General features: G+C 49.3%; 16 protein-coding genes. 12 read left to right on the top strand and 4 right to left on the bottom strand.

What is annotated here, in order from left to right; translation table 11 throughout:
* Nucleotides 1–4: 4 nt before the first annotated feature.
* From RCI_RS14235 to RCI_RS14220, 4 genes are all read left to right on the top strand, one after another.
* Entirely contained in the window at nt 5–991 is a 987-nt protein-coding gene (locus RCI_RS14235; RefSeq protein ID WP_012037148.1) for an ABC transporter ATP-binding protein, read from the top strand.
* A complete protein-coding gene (locus RCI_RS14230; protein ID WP_012037147.1) occupies nt 991–1965 on the top strand; it encodes an ABC transporter ATP-binding protein in 975 nt (324 codons plus the stop codon). Before RCI_RS14235 ends, RCI_RS14230 begins: the two co-directional genes overlap by 1 nt.
* 169 nt (nt 1966–2134) lie before the next feature.
* Nucleotides 2135–2566 carry a Sec-independent protein translocase subunit TatA/TatB gene (locus RCI_RS14225; RefSeq protein ID WP_012037146.1) on the top strand — a complete coding sequence of 144 codons (432 nt, stop codon included), beginning with the start codon at nt 2135–2137 and terminating at the stop codon, nt 2564–2566.
* A gap of 25 nt (nt 2567–2591) precedes the next feature.
* Nucleotides 2592–2972 carry a PqqD family protein gene (locus RCI_RS14220; protein WP_012037145.1) on the top strand — a complete coding sequence of 127 codons (381 nt, stop codon included), beginning with the start codon at nt 2592–2594 and terminating at the stop codon, nt 2970–2972.
* A 488-nt stretch (nt 2973–3460) separates the two neighbouring features.
* On the opposite strand, the gene RCI_RS14215 is transcribed toward RCI_RS14220, so the two are convergent.
* The 3 genes from RCI_RS14215 to RCI_RS14205 are packed head-to-tail and all read right to left on the bottom strand — an operon-like array spanning nt 3461 to nt 5957.
* Nucleotides 3461–4123, bottom strand: a complete 663-nt coding sequence (locus RCI_RS14215; protein ID WP_012037144.1) for a fibrillarin-like rRNA/tRNA 2'-O-methyltransferase — start codon at nt 4121–4123, stop codon at nt 3461–3463.
* Complete coding sequence (locus tag RCI_RS14210) at nt 4120–5013, bottom strand: NOP5/NOP56 family protein (RefSeq protein ID WP_012037143.1); 894 nt, start codon at nt 5011–5013, stop codon at nt 4120–4122. The genes RCI_RS14215 and RCI_RS14210 overlap by 4 nt, the downstream gene beginning before the upstream one ends.
* 2 nt (nt 5014–5015) lie before the next feature.
* Nucleotides 5016–5957, bottom strand: coding sequence for a beta-ribofuranosylaminobenzene 5'-phosphate synthase (locus RCI_RS14205; protein ID WP_012037142.1), 942 nt, complete (start codon nt 5955–5957; stop codon nt 5016–5018).
* Between the two features lie 179 nt (nt 5958–6136).
* Between RCI_RS14205 and RCI_RS16795 the strand changes: the two genes are divergently transcribed.
* From RCI_RS16795 to RCI_RS14165, 8 genes are all read left to right on the top strand, one after another.
* Entirely contained in the window at nt 6137–6403 is a 267-nt protein-coding gene (locus tag RCI_RS16795; protein WP_148266647.1) for a hypothetical protein, read from the top strand.
* A 67-nt stretch (nt 6404–6470) separates the two neighbouring features.
* Nucleotides 6471–8555: an Eco57I restriction-modification methylase domain-containing protein gene (locus RCI_RS14195; protein WP_158308930.1), complete on the top strand. Its 2085-nt coding sequence runs from the start codon at nt 6471–6473 to the stop codon at nt 8553–8555.
* Between the two features lie 77 nt (nt 8556–8632).
* Entirely contained in the window at nt 8633–9538 is a 906-nt protein-coding gene (locus RCI_RS14190; protein ID WP_012037140.1) for a dihydroorotate dehydrogenase, read from the top strand.
* Nucleotides 9535–10311: a dihydroorotate dehydrogenase electron transfer subunit gene (locus RCI_RS14185; protein WP_012037139.1), complete on the top strand. Its 777-nt coding sequence runs from the start codon at nt 9535–9537 to the stop codon at nt 10309–10311. Before RCI_RS14190 ends, RCI_RS14185 begins: the two co-directional genes overlap by 4 nt.
* On the top strand, nt 10308–11036 hold the full coding sequence (locus tag RCI_RS14180) for a fumarylacetoacetate hydrolase family protein (RefSeq protein ID WP_012037138.1): 729 nt from the start codon (nt 10308–10310) through the stop codon (nt 11034–11036). Before RCI_RS14185 ends, RCI_RS14180 begins: the two co-directional genes overlap by 4 nt.
* A 245-nt stretch (nt 11037–11281) precedes the next feature.
* The gene (locus tag RCI_RS16015; RefSeq protein WP_012037137.1) at nt 11282–13210 is read left to right on the top strand and encodes a PAS domain-containing sensor histidine kinase; all 1929 of its coding nucleotides are present in this window, start codon (nt 11282–11284) and stop codon (nt 13208–13210) included.
* Nucleotides 13200–14162 (top strand): UbiA family prenyltransferase, encoded by a 963-nt coding sequence (locus tag RCI_RS14170; RefSeq protein ID WP_012037136.1) that lies wholly within the window; start codon nt 13200–13202, stop codon nt 14160–14162. The genes RCI_RS16015 and RCI_RS14170 overlap by 11 nt, the downstream gene beginning before the upstream one ends.
* A gap of 19 nt (nt 14163–14181) precedes the next feature.
* Nucleotides 14182–15036, top strand: coding sequence for a carotenoid biosynthesis protein (locus tag RCI_RS14165; RefSeq protein WP_012037135.1), 855 nt, complete (start codon nt 14182–14184; stop codon nt 15034–15036).
* Between the two features lie 73 nt (nt 15037–15109).
* On the opposite strand, the gene RCI_RS14160 is transcribed toward RCI_RS14165, so the two are convergent.
* Entirely contained in the window at nt 15110–16447 is a 1338-nt protein-coding gene (locus RCI_RS14160) for an RNase J family beta-CASP ribonuclease (protein WP_012037134.1), read from the bottom strand.
* Nucleotides 16448–16494: the final 47 nt, after the last annotated feature.

Here is a 16494-nt window from a genome sequence, read left to right as displayed (position 1 = left end):
AACTATGTCAGAAGTCTTAATCAGTATTAAAGGCCTGAAGACTAACTTCTACACATATACAGGTGTCGTCAAGGCACTGGACGGCATCAACCTCGACATCTACAAAGGTGAGACTCTGGGCCTTGTGGGCGAGACAGGCTGCGGAAAATCAGTAACGGCACTTTCCCTGATCCGGCTCATCCAGAACCCGGGAAAGATCGACGAAGGTAGCATTCTCTTCAACGGCAAAGACCTCATAAAACTTTCTGAAAAAGAAATGCGATCTATCAGAGGCAATAAGATATCGATGATCTTCCAGGAGCCGATGACCTCGTTCAACCCGGTCTTTACCATAGGCAGCCAGATCGCAGAGGTCCTTATCCTCCACCAGAAGCTGGATCAGAAGGCAGCGTGGAAGAAGGCTGTCGAAATGCTGGCTTTCACGGGCATACCTGCCCCTGAAAGGGTAGCGAACAGCCACCCGCATGAGCTTTCCGGAGGTATGCTCCAGAGAGCGATGATTTCGATGGCGCTTGCCTGCAACCCGGCGCTGCTTATAGCCGACGAGCCGACGACGGCGCTGGACGTGACCATCCAGGCCCAGATCCTCGAGCTGATGAAGGATCTAAAGCAGAGGATAGGCACATCCATTCTGCTGATCACCCACGATCTGGGCGTTGTATCAGATGTTTGTGACAGAGTGGGCGTCATGTACGCTGGAACGATCGTCGAGCTGGCAGATGTCAATAGCATCTTCTTTAAGCCTGCACACCCATACACAACGGGCTTAATCGGCTCTATCCCCAAGATCAACCTGACCTCAAGACAGAAGCTGGATACGATCCCCGGTTCCGTGCCCAACCTGATACAGCCGCCCACCGGCTGCAGGTTCCACCCGAGGTGCAGCAAGTGCATGGACATCTGTAAGAAAGAAAAGCCTCTGCTGAAAAACATCGGCGAAAACCACTATGTGGCCTGCCACCTGTATGACAGCACGCCGGAGCTGAGATGATGTCTGAAAAACTGATAGAGATCAAAGACCTGAAGGTCTACTTCCCGATTCAAGGCGGAATCTTCTCGAGGACCGTCGAAAATGTCAAAGCGGTCGACGGAGTGAGCTTCTATATCAAGAAGGGAGAGACGCTCGGCCTGGTGGGCGAGAGCGGGTGCGGCAAGACGACAGTGGGGCGCAGTATTCTGATGCTCACCCCGCCCACGAGTGGCGAAGTGCTGTTTGAGGGCACCGACCTGATCTGCTGCAACAGGGCAGATCTCCGGAAGCTCAGGCAGAACATGCAGATCGTGTTCCAGGACCCCAACTCATCTCTTAACCCCCGGATGCTCGTAAAGGACATTGTCGCGGAGCCCCTCATCATCAACGGCATGAAAAAGGGTGAAGAACTGGACAGAAAAGTAGCCCAGTTACTCGAAACAGTAGGCCTGAATCCGACTCATGCAAACAGGTATCCCCACGAGTTCAGCGGAGGCCAGCGGCAGAGGATAGGCATCGCCAGGGCACTGGCACTTAACCCGAAATTCATAGTACTTGACGAGCCGACATCGTCCCTGGACGTGTCAGTCCAGTCGCAGATCCTTAACAAGCTCGAGGAACTCCAGAGAGATCTGGGCCTGACTTACCTGTTCATATCCCACAACCTGATCGTGGTCAAGTACCTGAGCGACAGGGTTGCGGTCATGTACCTGGGCAAAATTGTCGAGTCTGCAAAAACGGACGACCTGTTCGCAGAGCCGATGCACCCCTATACCCAGGCACTATTATCGGCTATACCGGTGCCAGATCCTTCAATAAAGACTAAGAGGATCATCCTCGAGGGAGACGTCCCGACGCCGATCAACCCGCCCAAAGGCTGCCGGTTCCACACCAGGTGCAGGCACAGGATGGACATCTGCGACAAGGTCGAGCCCGAGTTCAAGGACATCGGCGGCGAGCACTTCGTAGCCTGTCACCTTATAGACAAAAAATAGACTAAAAATTTTTAAAAACTCTTTTTTCTTTTATAGCAGTCTCAGGTTACCGTAGGCTTCTTCCAGATCTGGATTAACAGATTGACATTAAGGGCTTCCGTGTACTCTACGATCAGCCCTATGATCAAACTATTTATAATCAGCAAACCCAGTATACTCTGGCACCCACATGGTCGGCTTTGACTCTCTGATCCTGATAGGCATCGTAGCCCTCTTACTTTTCGGCCCGGATAAGCTACCGCAATACCTGCGGGAGCTTGGCAAGATCTACGCAGAGATTAAAAAAGCCCAGCGCGAGTTCGAAAGGGAGCTGAATCAGCAGCAGAATGCCCTGGTATCTAAACCCGTTAGAAGGCCACCCTCCGACAAGGTGCTGGACATCGCCCGGAAAATGGGCATACAGACAGAGAATAAGACAGAGGATCAGCTACTTTCAGAGATAGCAGCAGCAGTTAACTCACGTGAGACTGCTGAAGCAGTTCAAACACATGAGGCTGCTGAAGCAGTCCACTCACTTGAAACTGCTGCAACTGCGACCCCGCAGCACGCTTTGCCGGCGGAGAACTCTGTCTGCCCGCAGGGCGATAAGAAAGATATTTAGCCGATAAGCGCTTCTGTTTGACTATATGGCAGGATTCGTGGCTATCAAGGGAAACGGCGCAAAGATCCCTTACAAAAAGTACATGCAGTCCAGGCCGGTCCGCAACGATAAAGTTGACTGGGAAAGGCTCAACTCGGATGTCATCAAGCTGTATCTGCCCTATAAAAAGACTGCCGTGATGAAAATCCTCGGCCGGTTCATTGACATACCCGACGAACGCAGCTTCCGGTTCAACCCCATGGGCTCCATGGTCTGGGAACTCTGCGACGGCAAGAACACCGTAGAAGAGATCAAGGAGATTGTCGTCAAGCGCACCAAGAGCAGCGAAAAAGACGTTGAGAAGAGGCTGCTGAAGTTCATCAACAGGCTCATCAAGAATGAGCTTATCACCCTCGACACTTCTTAAAATAACTTTTTTAATAATTGCGAACGCTGCGCTGTGCTATTCCTGATTGCGTACATGTGGTGAGGACAGCATACCGATCGCTGCGCTGTGCCAAACCACACAGATTCCACGGATGATGCAGAATCTGATGATTCTGCCAGATTCCACAGATTTCTAATGGATAGCTCAGATGACGCAGAATCTGATGATTCTGACCGATTTCATATAAAAAATATTCTGATCGACTGCTCTTATGATTGCTATTGATAATCGAATAATAATACGTATTCTATCTGTGATATCGTGTAGTATCTGTGGATTCAGCAGAGAAATCTGTGGAATCAATCGTAATCTGTGGCATCTGTGTGGATTAGCACAGCGCAGCGTTCGACAACGTTCACGGGCACACAGAGACAATTGTTTACGAGTATCCTGGTAATAATGGCCGGCACAGCGCAGCGTTCGTTTTGCAGTCTCAGGAGAGCCTGTGCAATCAATTCTGGTAGTTTTTAGTATCGGCACAGGACTGCCAGATGGTCCTTGTGCAGAGGCTCGAGCGAGACTGTCTCTAAAACTTTGAACTTAGAGGATAGCGTGTCGATCTCCCGCTGGAAGATTGCCTTCGGGTCTTCGGTGATGCTGATGCTCCGGGCTTTGATGGCTATAACGATATGGCCGCCTTTCTGCAGATATTTTTCGGCATTGGCTACCGCAATGGCCGCCTGATCTGGCTGGGCGACGTCCTGGTAGAGGAAATCTACACGATCGATGAACGGCGGGTATTTTTCTGGGTACCGGGCGTCTGCTATGATGGGGATAACATTCGTGCGGGGCTCGATGGCGGTGAGCAGGTCTCTGGCAGGCCTGGCGGCGAACTCGACCGCGAAGACGACTCCGTCGGAGACTATGTCCGATACGTGGGTCACGGTGGTGCCGCTGGCGGCGCCTAAATAGAGCACCCGGGAAGTACGCCGGAGAGGAATTTTCATGTTCTTGATGATCATTGAGGAGAGCTTGCTCGTCACCGGACTCCAAAGCCGGTAAAAGTTGCCTTCGAATTCCTCAGCGTCCTGCCTGAAAGAGGTACGGGTTGCCAGGAGTTCCTCTTCGCCGGCGATCAGGTAAAAGGTGTTGTCAATGCCAGCTGACCGGATTCCAGTGATCTCATTCATGCTTTCGGCCTCCTCTGTCCGCCCCTCAGCCGCGTTGCCCGTGCCCGGACATCGGAGCCGAGATCTAAGCGCTCCCCAGAATATGCGTCGACTCTCGCTGCAATTGTGGCACGGCCGGCGATCATGCGGGACATCTTACCCCTGAGTCTCTTAGGGGCGCCGCTGATCATCGGGTGTCGGTAGATGAAGCCATGCTTCGGAGACGGAGTCCCTTCCCGGATGTGCTTGAAGAGCGCTTCACCGGCGCCCATCACCTGGATGGAGCCTGCAGGCAGCTTTGCCAGCCTCTCGAGGCCGCCGGCCCGGGCGATCAGCCGGGCGCCAAGCAGGGGGCCAAGCACGTCCGACAGGTTGGGCGCTACCTCGTCCATGCACGCCATGATATACTGCTCGAGGCTTTTTCGCTCGTCGAACAGGGCTTGCGCGACTTTTGCAAATCCCTGCATCGCAGCTATATCCCCGGCCGTCAGCGGAGCTCCCGGAGGTACCTCGCCCGGGGCGAGACTAAGAATCGAGGTGATAATCTCCTGCGGCCTGGCTTTCCTGTCAGGGTAATGAATACCATACCACTCGGTCAGCCGCTCCGATACTTCGTTATAGGCGTCGTGGATCGTATCGAGGGCTTTAATCGACTGGACAATGTCAGCATCCCTGGCGGAGAGCAGGGCCTGAATTCGGCTTCGGGCGACCAGCATGGCCGTATCGTGCATCAGCCGGAGGTATTCGGCCGGAGAGCTGCATAACCCGGCATCTATGGCGATTCTTTCAAAATCAGGGCTCCCAGTGGGCCTGGTGCTTTCGGCGCGGCTCGCGTAAGCGGCCAGCTCTTCGGGCGTCGTACCTGCGATCTTCCACCCGTCTCCGGCCTCCTCACCGAACCATACATTCATGCTCAGACCTCAGTTATCTCCGCGCCGAGATTTCTGGCCCGGGTCTTGATCACCGTGCAGTTCTTAACGAGGCGTTTTGCCTCGGCCTCGACTTTGGAAGGCTGATCCGTGATCGCGTAAATCGTTGGCCCGAAGGAGCTCATGCCGACACCCGGGGCACCGGTGGACTTGATAGCCTCAATCAGGTCTCTCGATCCTGGCTGAAGGTCAACCTCGCACTTCTTAAAGCCAAGCTCCTGAATAGTGTTTACTGCCTTGCCAAACGTCTCCATGTCACGTTCTACCAGGGCGGGCAGCATCTGCATGAGGATGACGTGACTCAGTCGTTCTACATCATGCAGGGGTACTGGACAAAGTTTCGCGAACATGTCCTTCTCATAGACATCATAGGCACCCCGGGCAGGCGGAATTACCAGCACGATATCCCAGTCCTCGGGGAAGTCGCGCTGCAGAATAAGAGGCGCAGGAGGTACGCCTTTTGAAAAAGAGCTTGGCAGGAAGGCATTTTTAGCGTCCATACGGTGGCCCCCGTCAAGGATAAACCCGCCATGCTCAAATGAAGCGATGCCGATGCCGGACGTCCCGCCCCTGCCGATCTTTGCGGCCACATCACGAGGCGTCAAACCGAGCCCATAAATTGTAGACATTGCCATACCCGCCGCAAGCGCTGCCTGCGTGCCTGATCCGAGCCCGATGTGGTTCCAGTAGGATTTTTTTATCCTGATGTCGATGCCCCTGCCAGGCAAAATTGTCTCACATGCCTTCCGCATTCGTTCATTCAGCTCGGGATCACCGCTGACCTCCACCGTATCTGCCGGCTTTGCCTCCAGCAGGATGCACGGATCTTCCAGCGTGAGTCCAATCCCGCCGTCCACCCGGCCCAGAGAGCCGTTCATATCGATGAGCGTCATATGAATGCGGGAAGGTGTCCTGATTCTCAGCATGCTCCTCCAGATTGTATCGAATGAATCAATTAACCCTGCCATATAGCATAACTGTATCGCTTTTTAGGCCGGGTGATCTCCAATCCAGCTTGTATGCAATGCTTGTTTTCACCGTAGCCGGGCAAGAAGCGGCATGATTTTTTCGTGTTCTACCCGAAAATATTAAGCGTGATATATCCATGCCAAGGGGAACTTTTGCCAGGCCGTTCAACATGACGCGCAGCTTCAGAGACATAGAGTTTGCGCATCCGCACAGGAAAAGCCAGACCAAGAGGTGTCCTGCCCGGAATAAGGAGTTTGACAAATATGCCGTTATCGAGCTGATGGAATCACATGACATAGGTGAAATAGAGTACTACTGCCCCTACTGCGACGCGCTCGTGATCAGAGAGTATGTCAGCCCCGACAGGCGTAAAACGGATATCATTGATCCAGCACATACTTGATCAGGCAACGCTGACAGATATCCAAACCTTTAACATTTTACATCGCCATATCCCGTTAGATCAACCCATGGCACGGCACAGGCTTACCAGCAGCCTCACGGATCGATACTTACAGCTAATCGAGACGATGGCGGCTGAATCATTCGGCGGCGATACGGCGGCTGCAAGAGCACTTGCGGATAGTGCGCTGGTATCCGGCTTGCTGATAGAAGCCGGCGTTGCCGGATCCGACGACCATGTGGACATCCCTGCTACTTACGGCAGAGACATCTCAGGCATCATTCGATCGATGGCAGATCCGGCGGACGATCTGGATATCCTGCTCGATTCGTCATGGAAACGGTACAGGAGCGTAAGCTCCAGAGATAACGGGGTCGTGTACACGCCGGCCGGGGTCGCCCGGTTCATCTGCCGGAAAACGATCGGGCAATGGCTGCTGCGGCAGGTGAACAGGCAGTTCGGCAGGTCTTACGTTACACAGGATGAAATGATCGAGGCCTGCTCTCCCGACGAGGCCTGGAAAGCCAGGGAGATACTTAACAGAGCCCGAATCCTCGACAGTTCCTGCGGCACGGGCGTCTTTCTCCAGGCGGCGGCAGAAGAAATGACGAGGCTTAAAGCTACTTTTGATCCCGACAGGCATGAAAGCGATATTGGGCAAATATTCCAGCATACGCTGGAGAATAATATCAGCGGCACGGACATCGACGAAAATGCCCTGAAGATAGCCAGAGCAAGGCTGATGTTGTCGCTGCGCAAAGCCGGGCATCTGAAAGGGAAAGGCATCCGGCTACAGATAGAAAAGAGAAACGCCTTGCTGCCAGGTCCTGAGCCGCCACGAACAGAGCAGTACGATATTATTGTAGGTAATCCCCCGTACATGCGAATCAAGAGCATGTACCGCGGCGAGACCGATGGCCTGCAGCGGAAAAAAACGCTTGCGTCTGAGATAATGAAAAGCGGGCTGTACCGGCTGCAGGACGGTAATCTCAACCTGTACAAACTATTCATCGAGCGTAACCTGTCCCTGCTCAAAGCCGACGGCAGCATGGGCCTCATCATACCGTCGCCATTCCTGAACGAGGCATCTTCGGCCGGTTTAAGGCGCCATATCTTCGATACCTGCACAGTAGAAGAGATCGTGGAGATACCGGAAAAGGTCAGAGCCTTCGGAGTGGTAAACCAGGCAACTGCGATATTAGTGTTACACAAGGGAGAACCGGGCACAAAGTTTAACCTCAGGCTGGGAGCCAGTGCGGAGTCCCTGGAGGGGGGATCTATCTCCGTCGATCTGAAAGAGCTGAAAGCGATAACAGCCGGTCGCATGGAAGTCCCGTTACTGACAGCCCCGGCGATCGAGTGGGGGATGCTGAAGCACCTGATGAACGTGCCGCCATTCAAAGGTGACAGCCACTTTCCGGAAGTAGGCAGCATATGCGTCGGCCAGCTAGATGAAACGCTGGACAAAGAGTTCTTATCAGAGACGCCTACCGGCGATATCTTTGTCAAAGGCATCCACCTGCATGAGTATAGCGTCGATTTGTCTGAGGCAGGGTCCAGCCCAAGATGGGTCGATAAAAAAGCGTTCCTTGAAAAGCGGCCGTCAGCAGCCAGAGTCATCGAGTCTGCCCGCATCATCGGCCGCAACACGATAAACAAGTCGTGTAAGCGTCGCCTGAAGTTCGCCCTGCTACCCCCCGGATACGTCTGCGGCAACTCGATCAAGCAGATCGTTATCACAGACCCGCAAATCCGGCCGCTCTACCTGCTTGGCATTCTCAACTCGTCGGTGCTGAACTGGTATTTCGAGGTCTTTTGCTCACAGAATAACGTGCGGAATTATAGTATAGAAGCAATGCCGATTCCGAGAGCGCCCGGGCCTGCTCAGGAGGCAGTCGCGTGTGTTGCCCGAAGCATAATGGAGACAGAGGGCGAGACGAGGGAATACCTGGACAAAAAGCTCATGGATGCCCTGATATATGAACTGTATTTCATGGACACACGCATGCTATCCTCGGCGGTGCTGGCGGCCATCGACGAGCGCTCCGGCCCCGGGGCATTTATGCATGAAGGGATACAGCGCATCGTAGAAATGATTGAGGGGCGGGAAGGGTTTAAAATTGTCCGGCAGGCTACGTACAGGCTCAAGTGATGCCGAGTTGTATAAGCTCTGAGCCGAAGGCTCAATAAAATCTATATGCTCCTTCCACCTTTTTAAAACTGGATACTATGAAGATCACTTGTAACGCCGGCGGCCTCACGCTGAAGAATCCGACGATTCTGGCAGCAGGAGTGCTCGGAACTACCGGGGCTTCTCTGAAGAGGATCGCATCCATGGGAGCAGGTGCTGTTGTCACAAAATCAATCGGAACCGAGCCCAAGCCCGGCCACCACAACCCCTCCATGATCCGCCTCGAAGAAGGCTATATTAATGCCATGGGGCTGCCGAACCCGTCCTTCGGGGAATTCAGGCAGGAACTGGAGATCGCGAGAGAGTCGGGAGTGCCTGTAATTGCCAGCATTTTTGGGGCTACCCCGGAAGAGTTCACCGCTGTTGCGAACGGCCTGCCCGGGGCTGACGCGTACGAGCTCAACGTCAGCTGCCCTCACGCCAAAGGCTACGGGATGCAGTGCGGGACAGACCCGGAACTTGTGAGGTCGATTACAAAAGCAGTTAAAGCAGCAGTCAAAGTACCCGTTTGGGTGAAGCTCACCCCGAATGTCACGGACATCAGGCCGATCGGCCTTGCCGCCCAGGAAGGCGGAGCCGACGCAGTAGTGGCGATTAATACACTGAAGGCTATGGCGATAGACATCAACACAGGCTGGCCAATTCTCGGCAACCGTTCAGGAGGCCTGTCAGGCCCGGCAGTCAAGCCGGTCGCAATCAAGTGCGTATACGATCTATACGAGGTGCTGGACATACCGGTGATAGGAGTCGGAGGAGTATCCAACTGGGCCGATGCGATCGAATTCATGATGGCCGGCGCATGCGCAGTCGAAATCGGCTCTGCAGTTTATGAAGACATAGGCACGTTCGCATCTGTCTCTATGGGTATTTCGAACTACCTGGACAGAAAGAACATGAAACTCGATGAGATTATAGGACTGGCACACAGGGTGGTTAAGCAATGAGGCCGATCAGCGCGACAATCAAGGAGATCATCGACGAGACGCCGACGATTAAGACGTTCAGGCTTGACGTGGACGACTGGCTGCATGGAAAGCCCGGCCAGTACGTGATGGTCTGGATACGAGGCGTCGACGAAGTGCCCATGACGCTATCCTACGATAATGCGATTACAGTGCAAAAGGTCGGCGAGGCGACGGAAGCTCTGTTCAAGCTGAAGGCAGGCGACTCCGTCGGCATCCGTGGCCCGTATGGCAACGGATGGGAGATCGTCGGCGACGACATCCTGCTCATATCAGGAGGAGTAGGTTCTGCGCCGCTGGCCCCGCTGGGCGAAAAGGCTAGAAGGATTGGCGTTAACGTGACCACGCTGGCAGGATACAGGACAAAAGAGGAAGTCCACTTCGAAGACAGGTACAGAGCAGCGGGAGAGCTCGTGGTGGCGACGGACGACGGCACCTACGGTAAAAAAGGCTACGTCACCGACCTCCTGAAATCTGTAGACTTAAAAAAGTTCACCCAGATATACTGCTGCGGCCCGGAGAAGATGATGTACAGGGTATTGTGTGCTCTTGATGAAGCCGGCGTAGCCGGTTTGTCTCAGTTCAGTCTGCAAAGGTATATCAAGTGCGGCATCGGAGTATGCGGCAGCTGCTGCATGGATCCGGATGGCCTCAGAGTATGCAGAGACGGGCCTGTGTTCGACGGCGAAACCCTGCTGCGCTCGGAAATGGGTAAATATGCAAGAGATGCAAGCGGCAGGAGGCAACAGATATGACAATAATCGGCAAGTTCAGGCATAATCACCATGAGTTCACCGGAGAGGTGATAAATGGTAAAGTCCACTCCCACGTGGCTGGTAGAGAGTATGATATGGATAAAGTCACCGTGCTACCGCCCTGCAACCCTACGAAGATCGTCTGCGTCGGGCTCAACTACAAAGACCATGCGGAGGAGATGAAAGAGGCACTGCCAGATGAGCCCAAACTGTTCCTGAAACCGCCTTCCAGCGTCGTCGGCCACGGAGGAAACATCGTCTACCCGAAGCAGAGCGCCAGAATAGACTATGAGGCAGAACTGGCCTTCGTGATCGGCAAGCGTGCCAAAAACGTTCCGGCGGAAGATGCTAAAGAGTACATACTCGGATACACGTGCTTCAACGACGTCACAGCCAGAGACCTGCAGAAAAAGGATGGCCAGTGGACCCGGGGCAAGGGTTTCGATACGTTCTCCCCGGTCGGGCCGTTCATCGTTACGGATGTGGATCCGATAGGGCTCTCGATCAAGTCGAAGCTCAACGGGGAGGTAAAGCAGAGCTCTAACACCAGTAACCTGATCTTCCATCCTTACCAGCTCCTGGAGTTTATCTCTGGAGTTATGACCCTGGAACACGGAGATATAATTGCAACGGGAACTCCGTCGGGGATCGGGCCGATGAAGAAGGGTGACGTTATTGAGATTGAGATTGAGAAGATCGGTACGTTGCAAAATAAATTAATTTAAAATTTCTAACTTAATTTTAATTTTTAAATTACTTCATTATAATTCTGGGTACAACCCTATAGATCATTATAATATATTGTAAAACTTATGAAACAAACACTAATAATTGCTAATTTCGAATTATATCAGCTGTAATGGAGAAAATTATTCGGAAGATGGCAAAATCTTTTTTTACTAGTAGTAATAAAAAGTAGTCATCTATTGTATTGAGGATTGTTGGGTAAGCAGATATCTGGGGATAGTGGATGAGCCTGAGGAAGGATAAGTTAAACTTTAATATTTTAAAAGTTAAGGGCTTTAACCTAACGTTTATAATACTTATAGCGATCCAGCTAATTATACTGATATTCACAACAGTACTGTTTATTTACTCGATAGTATCGGCCAACCTGAAAATACTTAGTGTAATAGGTTTTGTAGGACTACTACTAATATGCTTACCTGTCGCCACATATCTTTACCTGACAACCCTGAACATTACAATTAAGAGAATCTTTTTAGGCCTTAATTTGATGATCCTCTTTAACTCGATAGCTGGCATTTTTTGGTTCCTCTTACCAGCCCTTATCCATGCAGACTTTTTGATTCCGTTCGCAATGCTGATGATGGTACTAGGATACCTTCCGATTGCCTACATCATGCTAGATACGTTCATCAACCAAAAATCTAAGCTGGCAGGAGTAATTAAGCTACTGATTTTCTATGTCAATGGCATATTCATACTTTCCAGCCTGTATTTGATACTCACACACATGCCCAGCTATGCTGGCAATAATTATAGTGTTGTAATATATACGGCTGCAGTTATCGGAGATGTACTCATCGTCTCACTGTCGACAGTCCTGTTCCTGATTAATATCCCAACTCAGCACAGGTATATTTATTCAATAATATTCATTTTTTATTCGATAAGTTTCATTGGGGACACATGTGAGCTAATCAAATTTATGAACTTATACAGCCTGCCAGACGTCTCTGAAATAGTTTATGGCTTCATGTTCTTATTCTTGATAGGTGCCCTTATCGCGTACTTGCTGAGTAATGTTAAATTTACCACTATTGAAGAAGTAAATAAAAAACTTCAGGACACGACTTTGGTAGTTGAAGACCTGATCACGCAGTCCCCTGACCCCATATGCATGTGCGATCCGGCTGGCAACGTCCTCAAAACCAACAGCGAGTTTACGAAAATTATGAACATCGCATGTGGAGATGAAAAATCGATCAATATTTTCAACTATAATTTCAATACAGAACCGGACATTAAAGAGATGCTTCGAGAAGCCAGGACAGGCAAAACAGTTGTACTAGAAAGCGTGAACATACCACAGGGCGAAAAAAACAGATATTTATCACTAAAGCTCTACCCGACGTATTCGTCGGATAGAAATATCACCAGCTACATACTCATGGGTGTAGATATAACAGAGAGGAGAAACGCTTATGAACTGCTGGAAGCCAAAGTCAACGAAAGAACCTCAGAGCTTTCGATCCTGAACAACGCCTTGCAAAAAGAGATAGCGGAACACAGGATCGATGAAGAGAAGATAAAGGCATCCCTTAAAGAAAAAGAAGTACTTTTAAAAGAGATCCATCACAGGGTTAAAAATAATATGCAAGTGATTTCTAGTATGCTGGAACTTCAAACTGCATACATAAATGATAGACATCTCATAGACATAATCCGGGATTGCCAGAACAGGATCAAGTCGATGGCTTTAATTCATGAAAAACTTTACCAGTCGAATAATCTCGCCTATGTTAACTTTTCTGTGTATATATCCAGCTTGATTAGTAACTTATTGGGCTCGTACAGAAATCAGCGAGACCATATAAAAATTGTTACAGATATAGAGGATATCTCCTTTAACATCGATATGGCCATTCCGATCGGCTTATTGTTAAATGAGCTGATAACAAACTCCTTGAAACATGCTTTTGAGGAAGACACTCAAGGCGAAATATTCATAAGCATAAAAGATCAAGGGTCGGGCCAGTTTAAGATTACCGTTAAAGATAACGGAAAAGGACTGCCAGAAAATTTCGATATTAATAGTTTGAAAACATTGGGGTTAAATCTTGTAAACATACTGGTTGATCAAATCAACGGATCACTAGAGATAGTAAATGAAAATGGAACTCAGTTTGTAATCCTGTTTCCCTATGACAGATAAGCATTGTAGTCCGGTTGCTCTCATAAGTTTGATAAGATCGATAAAACTTTGGGTAAAAATGTTGGCATTATCAAGTATAATATCACGCATAATATCACGCTTTAAAAATGAAGTGATTTATGGAGGGCATATTACTGCTCTTATCGGACCATCACTGGTATTGATTTCAATAATAATTCTAGAGCTACCTCTGAATTATTATAGCCTTATGGTAGCCTACCTGATACCGCTACTGGTATATTCCTACAACTATCAAAAAGAGCTCGATATAGATGAGATGACGAACTCAGATAAAACACATTATTTATACGAACGAAATCGAGTATTTCCTCTGCTGTTCTACACATATTTAATTCTTACAGTAGTGCTTTCTATAATGATTAATAGCCTATCGTTTCTACTATTCCTGGCAATAATTTTTACCGGAGGAATACTTTATACAGTGATATTCAAGCGATTGGCTTCAATAGTACCAGCTTTTAAAAACATATTTTCGACCGCAGTCTGGGCATATTCAGGCACATTTTTCAACATATTTCTCTATTCCTTAACGCTCGACGCGATGTTTTTGTTCTTATTTATATTCATATACATAAAAATATTAATTAACAACATATTCTTTGACATTAAAGACATAGCTACAGATAAAAATGAAGGTTTAATGACCATACCAATCCTGCTAGGGAAGAAAAATACATATTACTTCTTAACATTCCTTAATCTGGCCGCTCTTATCCTATTGATCTATTCTGTATATACCAATGTGGTTCCCTTGTATACCCTTTCCCTGGGAATATTTTTCCCCTACACCCAGTACTATTTAATTAAAGGAAATACCACGGCAGGTAAAGACCTTTTAAATTATACCTACATCATGTCTGATGCAGAGTTTATATTCTGGCCAATAGCACTGTTTATGGGTAAAATTATTATGAATGTCATGATATTCTAATATCAAGTTGGGATGAGCAATGTTTGGGGTAAAGAAGAATTATGAAGAAAATTTTAGTCTGCTATTGTACGCGTCGATAATCATATTAACAATCGTTACGGTATTATTGATAATATTTAATTATATCAAGATCATAGATGAAATGCAACCAGTCATAATGACGATTATGATACTGGCCATTGTAGCATTGCATGGAATTAAGCGCTACGGCTTGAAAAGTATGGTAATCTTTTTCTTTATAGCATGGATTGTGAGCCACTTTTTCGAAGCACTGAGTATTATAACGGGCTTTCCATTTAGCTATTATAACTATGTGAACATGGAAGGACCTAGACTTTTTGACGTACCAGTCACAATAATGTTTGCATACTTTTCCATAGGATACCTGTCCTGGATGTTAGCACACGTAATTACGGGACAATATAGTAAGAAACTTGAAGGGAAAAATATATTTATAGTACCGATTATTGCGACATTTATAATGGTTATGTGGGACCTTACTATGGACCCAATAGCATCTACAGTCCACCAATTGTGGATATGGACAAACCCCGGGCCATATTTCGGTGTACCAATAATGAACTTCTTTGGGTGGTTCCTAGTTGTATTCATATTCTTCCAGATATATTCTATCTACCTTTCAAAGTATGATATAATTGAAACATTAAACACGACAATATTTACTCGAAAACCATACTGGGCCGCTGTAGCAATTCTTTACCTAATTCAGGCTACCTATGGGATAATTAACCTCAGAACTCCACCGGGTACCCAAGATATCTTTTTATCAATGGGGTTGATTGCAGTATTTACGACGCTGTTCGTAACGATAATCTCGTTGATAATTATTTCCAATAATAGAGAGTTTACGTAAACTAATTTTGGAATTTTATATATATGTCTCTACAGTTAAGACACAACGATTAAATAAAAAACTTTGAGCCTCATCAGAGGCTCAGTTCCTGCCCATTTCTCAGTATATGCACGGTCTGCCCAAACTCGTACCCCGTGTCCTCCGCCATCTCGGCGTAGGCGCTGTGCATCTCCAGAGTACCGTGAGCAGGAATCACGTGTTCAGGCTTGACCATCCTCAAGAGTTCCCAGTGGTCTTCCTTGTATGCGTGCCCTGAGACGTGGACGTTATCGTAGATCCTGGCGCCCTTCATCTTGAGCTTGGTTTCCAGCGAGTAGCGGTTTGCCATGTTGAGCTGGTTAGGTATTACGTTAGCTGAGAAGATGATCTTATCTCCGGATTCGAGCTTGTAGTCCAGCTCTCCGCTGGCGATCCGGCCGAGGATTGCTCCGGGCTCTCCCTGGTGGCCAGTGATGATGGGAAGATATTTTTCCTTCCCGTCGTCCATCATGCGCTTGACTTCTTTTACGATGGATTTCCGGTAGCCGAAGATGCGGAGATTGTCCGGCTTCTTCACGTATCCCATCTTAAGAGCCGTGCCGTAGTACCGCTCCATGCTGTTGCCGAGGAGTACTGGTATGCGGTTCATTTTTTCGGCTGCTTCGATGATGGACTTAAGCCGGGCAATGTGGGATGAGAACGTCGTTACCAGCACGCCGCTCTCCGTTTCCTCGGTGCCCAGGAGGGCGTCCCAGACCAGGTCTCGGGCGACTTTCTCCGAGGGAGTCTTGCCAGATCTGTTCACGTTGGTACTCTCCGTGATCATCGCAAGGACGCCTTCTTTGCCGATCTGCTTAAGCCTCTTGAAGTCGGGCGCTTCACCGATGACGGGTGTCCTGTCGATCTTGAAGTCGCATGCGTACAGAATCACGCCGCTGGGAGTATGGACTGCGACGAAGGCGCAGTCGATGATGCTATGCTGCACCCTGATGAGCTCGATTGAGATATTCTTTGAGAGCTCCATAATTTGTCCGCATGGGAGATCGTTGACCTTGTTAGCTACGTCGAACTTGCGCTCGGACTCGATTTCCTGTCTGATTAATTCAGCCGTAAACGGGGTGCCGATAATCGGGCACTTGTACCGGTGGGCCAGCTTGGGCACTGCCCCGATGTGATCGAGGTGGCCGTGAGAGCAGACGATGCCGATCACATTGCCATCGACATTGTTCATGATCTTGTCGTCGGGAATGGCTCCCATCTGGATGAGGTCCAGGGAGTGCATCTTCTCGATCTCGGTTTCCTCGTGGATCTGGATCCGGTCCAGCCGGACACCCATGTCCATGACGACGATATCTTTTCCGACTCTTATGGCAGTCATGTTGCGGCCTACTTCCTCGTAGCCGCCGACCGCTATGATTCCTACATCTTTCATTATTATTACATCCTGTAGTTAACTCTGGGAATAACAGGCCCCTTCTC

It is taken from the genome of Methanocella arvoryzae MRE50 (genome assembly GCF_000063445.1).
Classification (GTDB): domain Archaea; phylum Halobacteriota; class Methanocellia; order Methanocellales; family Methanocellaceae; genus Methanocella_A; species Methanocella_A arvoryzae.
This window is presented reverse-complemented; position numbering and strand designations above follow the sequence as displayed.

Excerpts from the sequence above, each read along its gene's own strand:
- RCI_RS14235 (WP_012037148.1), top strand. The coding sequence starts at position 5 with ATGTCAGAAGTCTTAATCAGTATTAAAGGCCTGAAGACTAACTTCTAC.
- RCI_RS14230 (WP_012037147.1), top strand. The coding sequence starts at position 991 with ATGTCTGAAAAACTGATAGAGATCAAAGACCTGAAGGTCTACTTCCCG.
- RCI_RS14225 (WP_012037146.1), top strand. The coding sequence starts at position 2,135 with ATGGTCGGCTTTGACTCTCTGATCCTGATAGGCATCGTAGCCCTCTTA.
- RCI_RS14220 (WP_012037145.1), top strand. The coding sequence starts at position 2,592 with ATGGCAGGATTCGTGGCTATCAAGGGAAACGGCGCAAAGATCCCTTAC.
- RCI_RS14215 (WP_012037144.1), bottom strand. The coding sequence starts at position 4,123 with ATGAATGAGATCACTGGAATCCGGTCAGCTGGCATTGACAACACCTTT.
- RCI_RS14210 (WP_012037143.1), bottom strand. The coding sequence starts at position 5,013 with ATGAATGTATGGTTCGGTGAGGAGGCCGGAGACGGGTGGAAGATCGCA.
- RCI_RS14205 (WP_012037142.1), bottom strand. The coding sequence starts at position 5,957 with ATGCTGAGAATCAGGACACCTTCCCGCATTCATATGACGCTCATCGAT.
- RCI_RS16795 (WP_148266647.1), top strand. The coding sequence starts at position 6,137 with ATGCCAAGGGGAACTTTTGCCAGGCCGTTCAACATGACGCGCAGCTTC.
- RCI_RS14195 (WP_158308930.1), top strand. The coding sequence starts at position 6,471 with ATGGCACGGCACAGGCTTACCAGCAGCCTCACGGATCGATACTTACAG.
- RCI_RS14190 (WP_012037140.1), top strand. The coding sequence starts at position 8,633 with ATGAAGATCACTTGTAACGCCGGCGGCCTCACGCTGAAGAATCCGACG.
- RCI_RS14185 (WP_012037139.1), top strand. The coding sequence starts at position 9,535 with ATGAGGCCGATCAGCGCGACAATCAAGGAGATCATCGACGAGACGCCG.
- RCI_RS14180 (WP_012037138.1), top strand. The coding sequence starts at position 10,308 with ATGACAATAATCGGCAAGTTCAGGCATAATCACCATGAGTTCACCGGA.
- RCI_RS16015 (WP_012037137.1), top strand. The coding sequence starts at position 11,282 with ATGAGCCTGAGGAAGGATAAGTTAAACTTTAATATTTTAAAAGTTAAG.
- RCI_RS14170 (WP_012037136.1), top strand. The coding sequence starts at position 13,200 with ATGACAGATAAGCATTGTAGTCCGGTTGCTCTCATAAGTTTGATAAGA.
- RCI_RS14165 (WP_012037135.1), top strand. The coding sequence starts at position 14,182 with ATGTTTGGGGTAAAGAAGAATTATGAAGAAAATTTTAGTCTGCTATTG.
- RCI_RS14160 (WP_012037134.1), bottom strand. The coding sequence starts at position 16,447 with ATGAAAGATGTAGGAATCATAGCGGTCGGCGGCTACGAGGAAGTAGGC.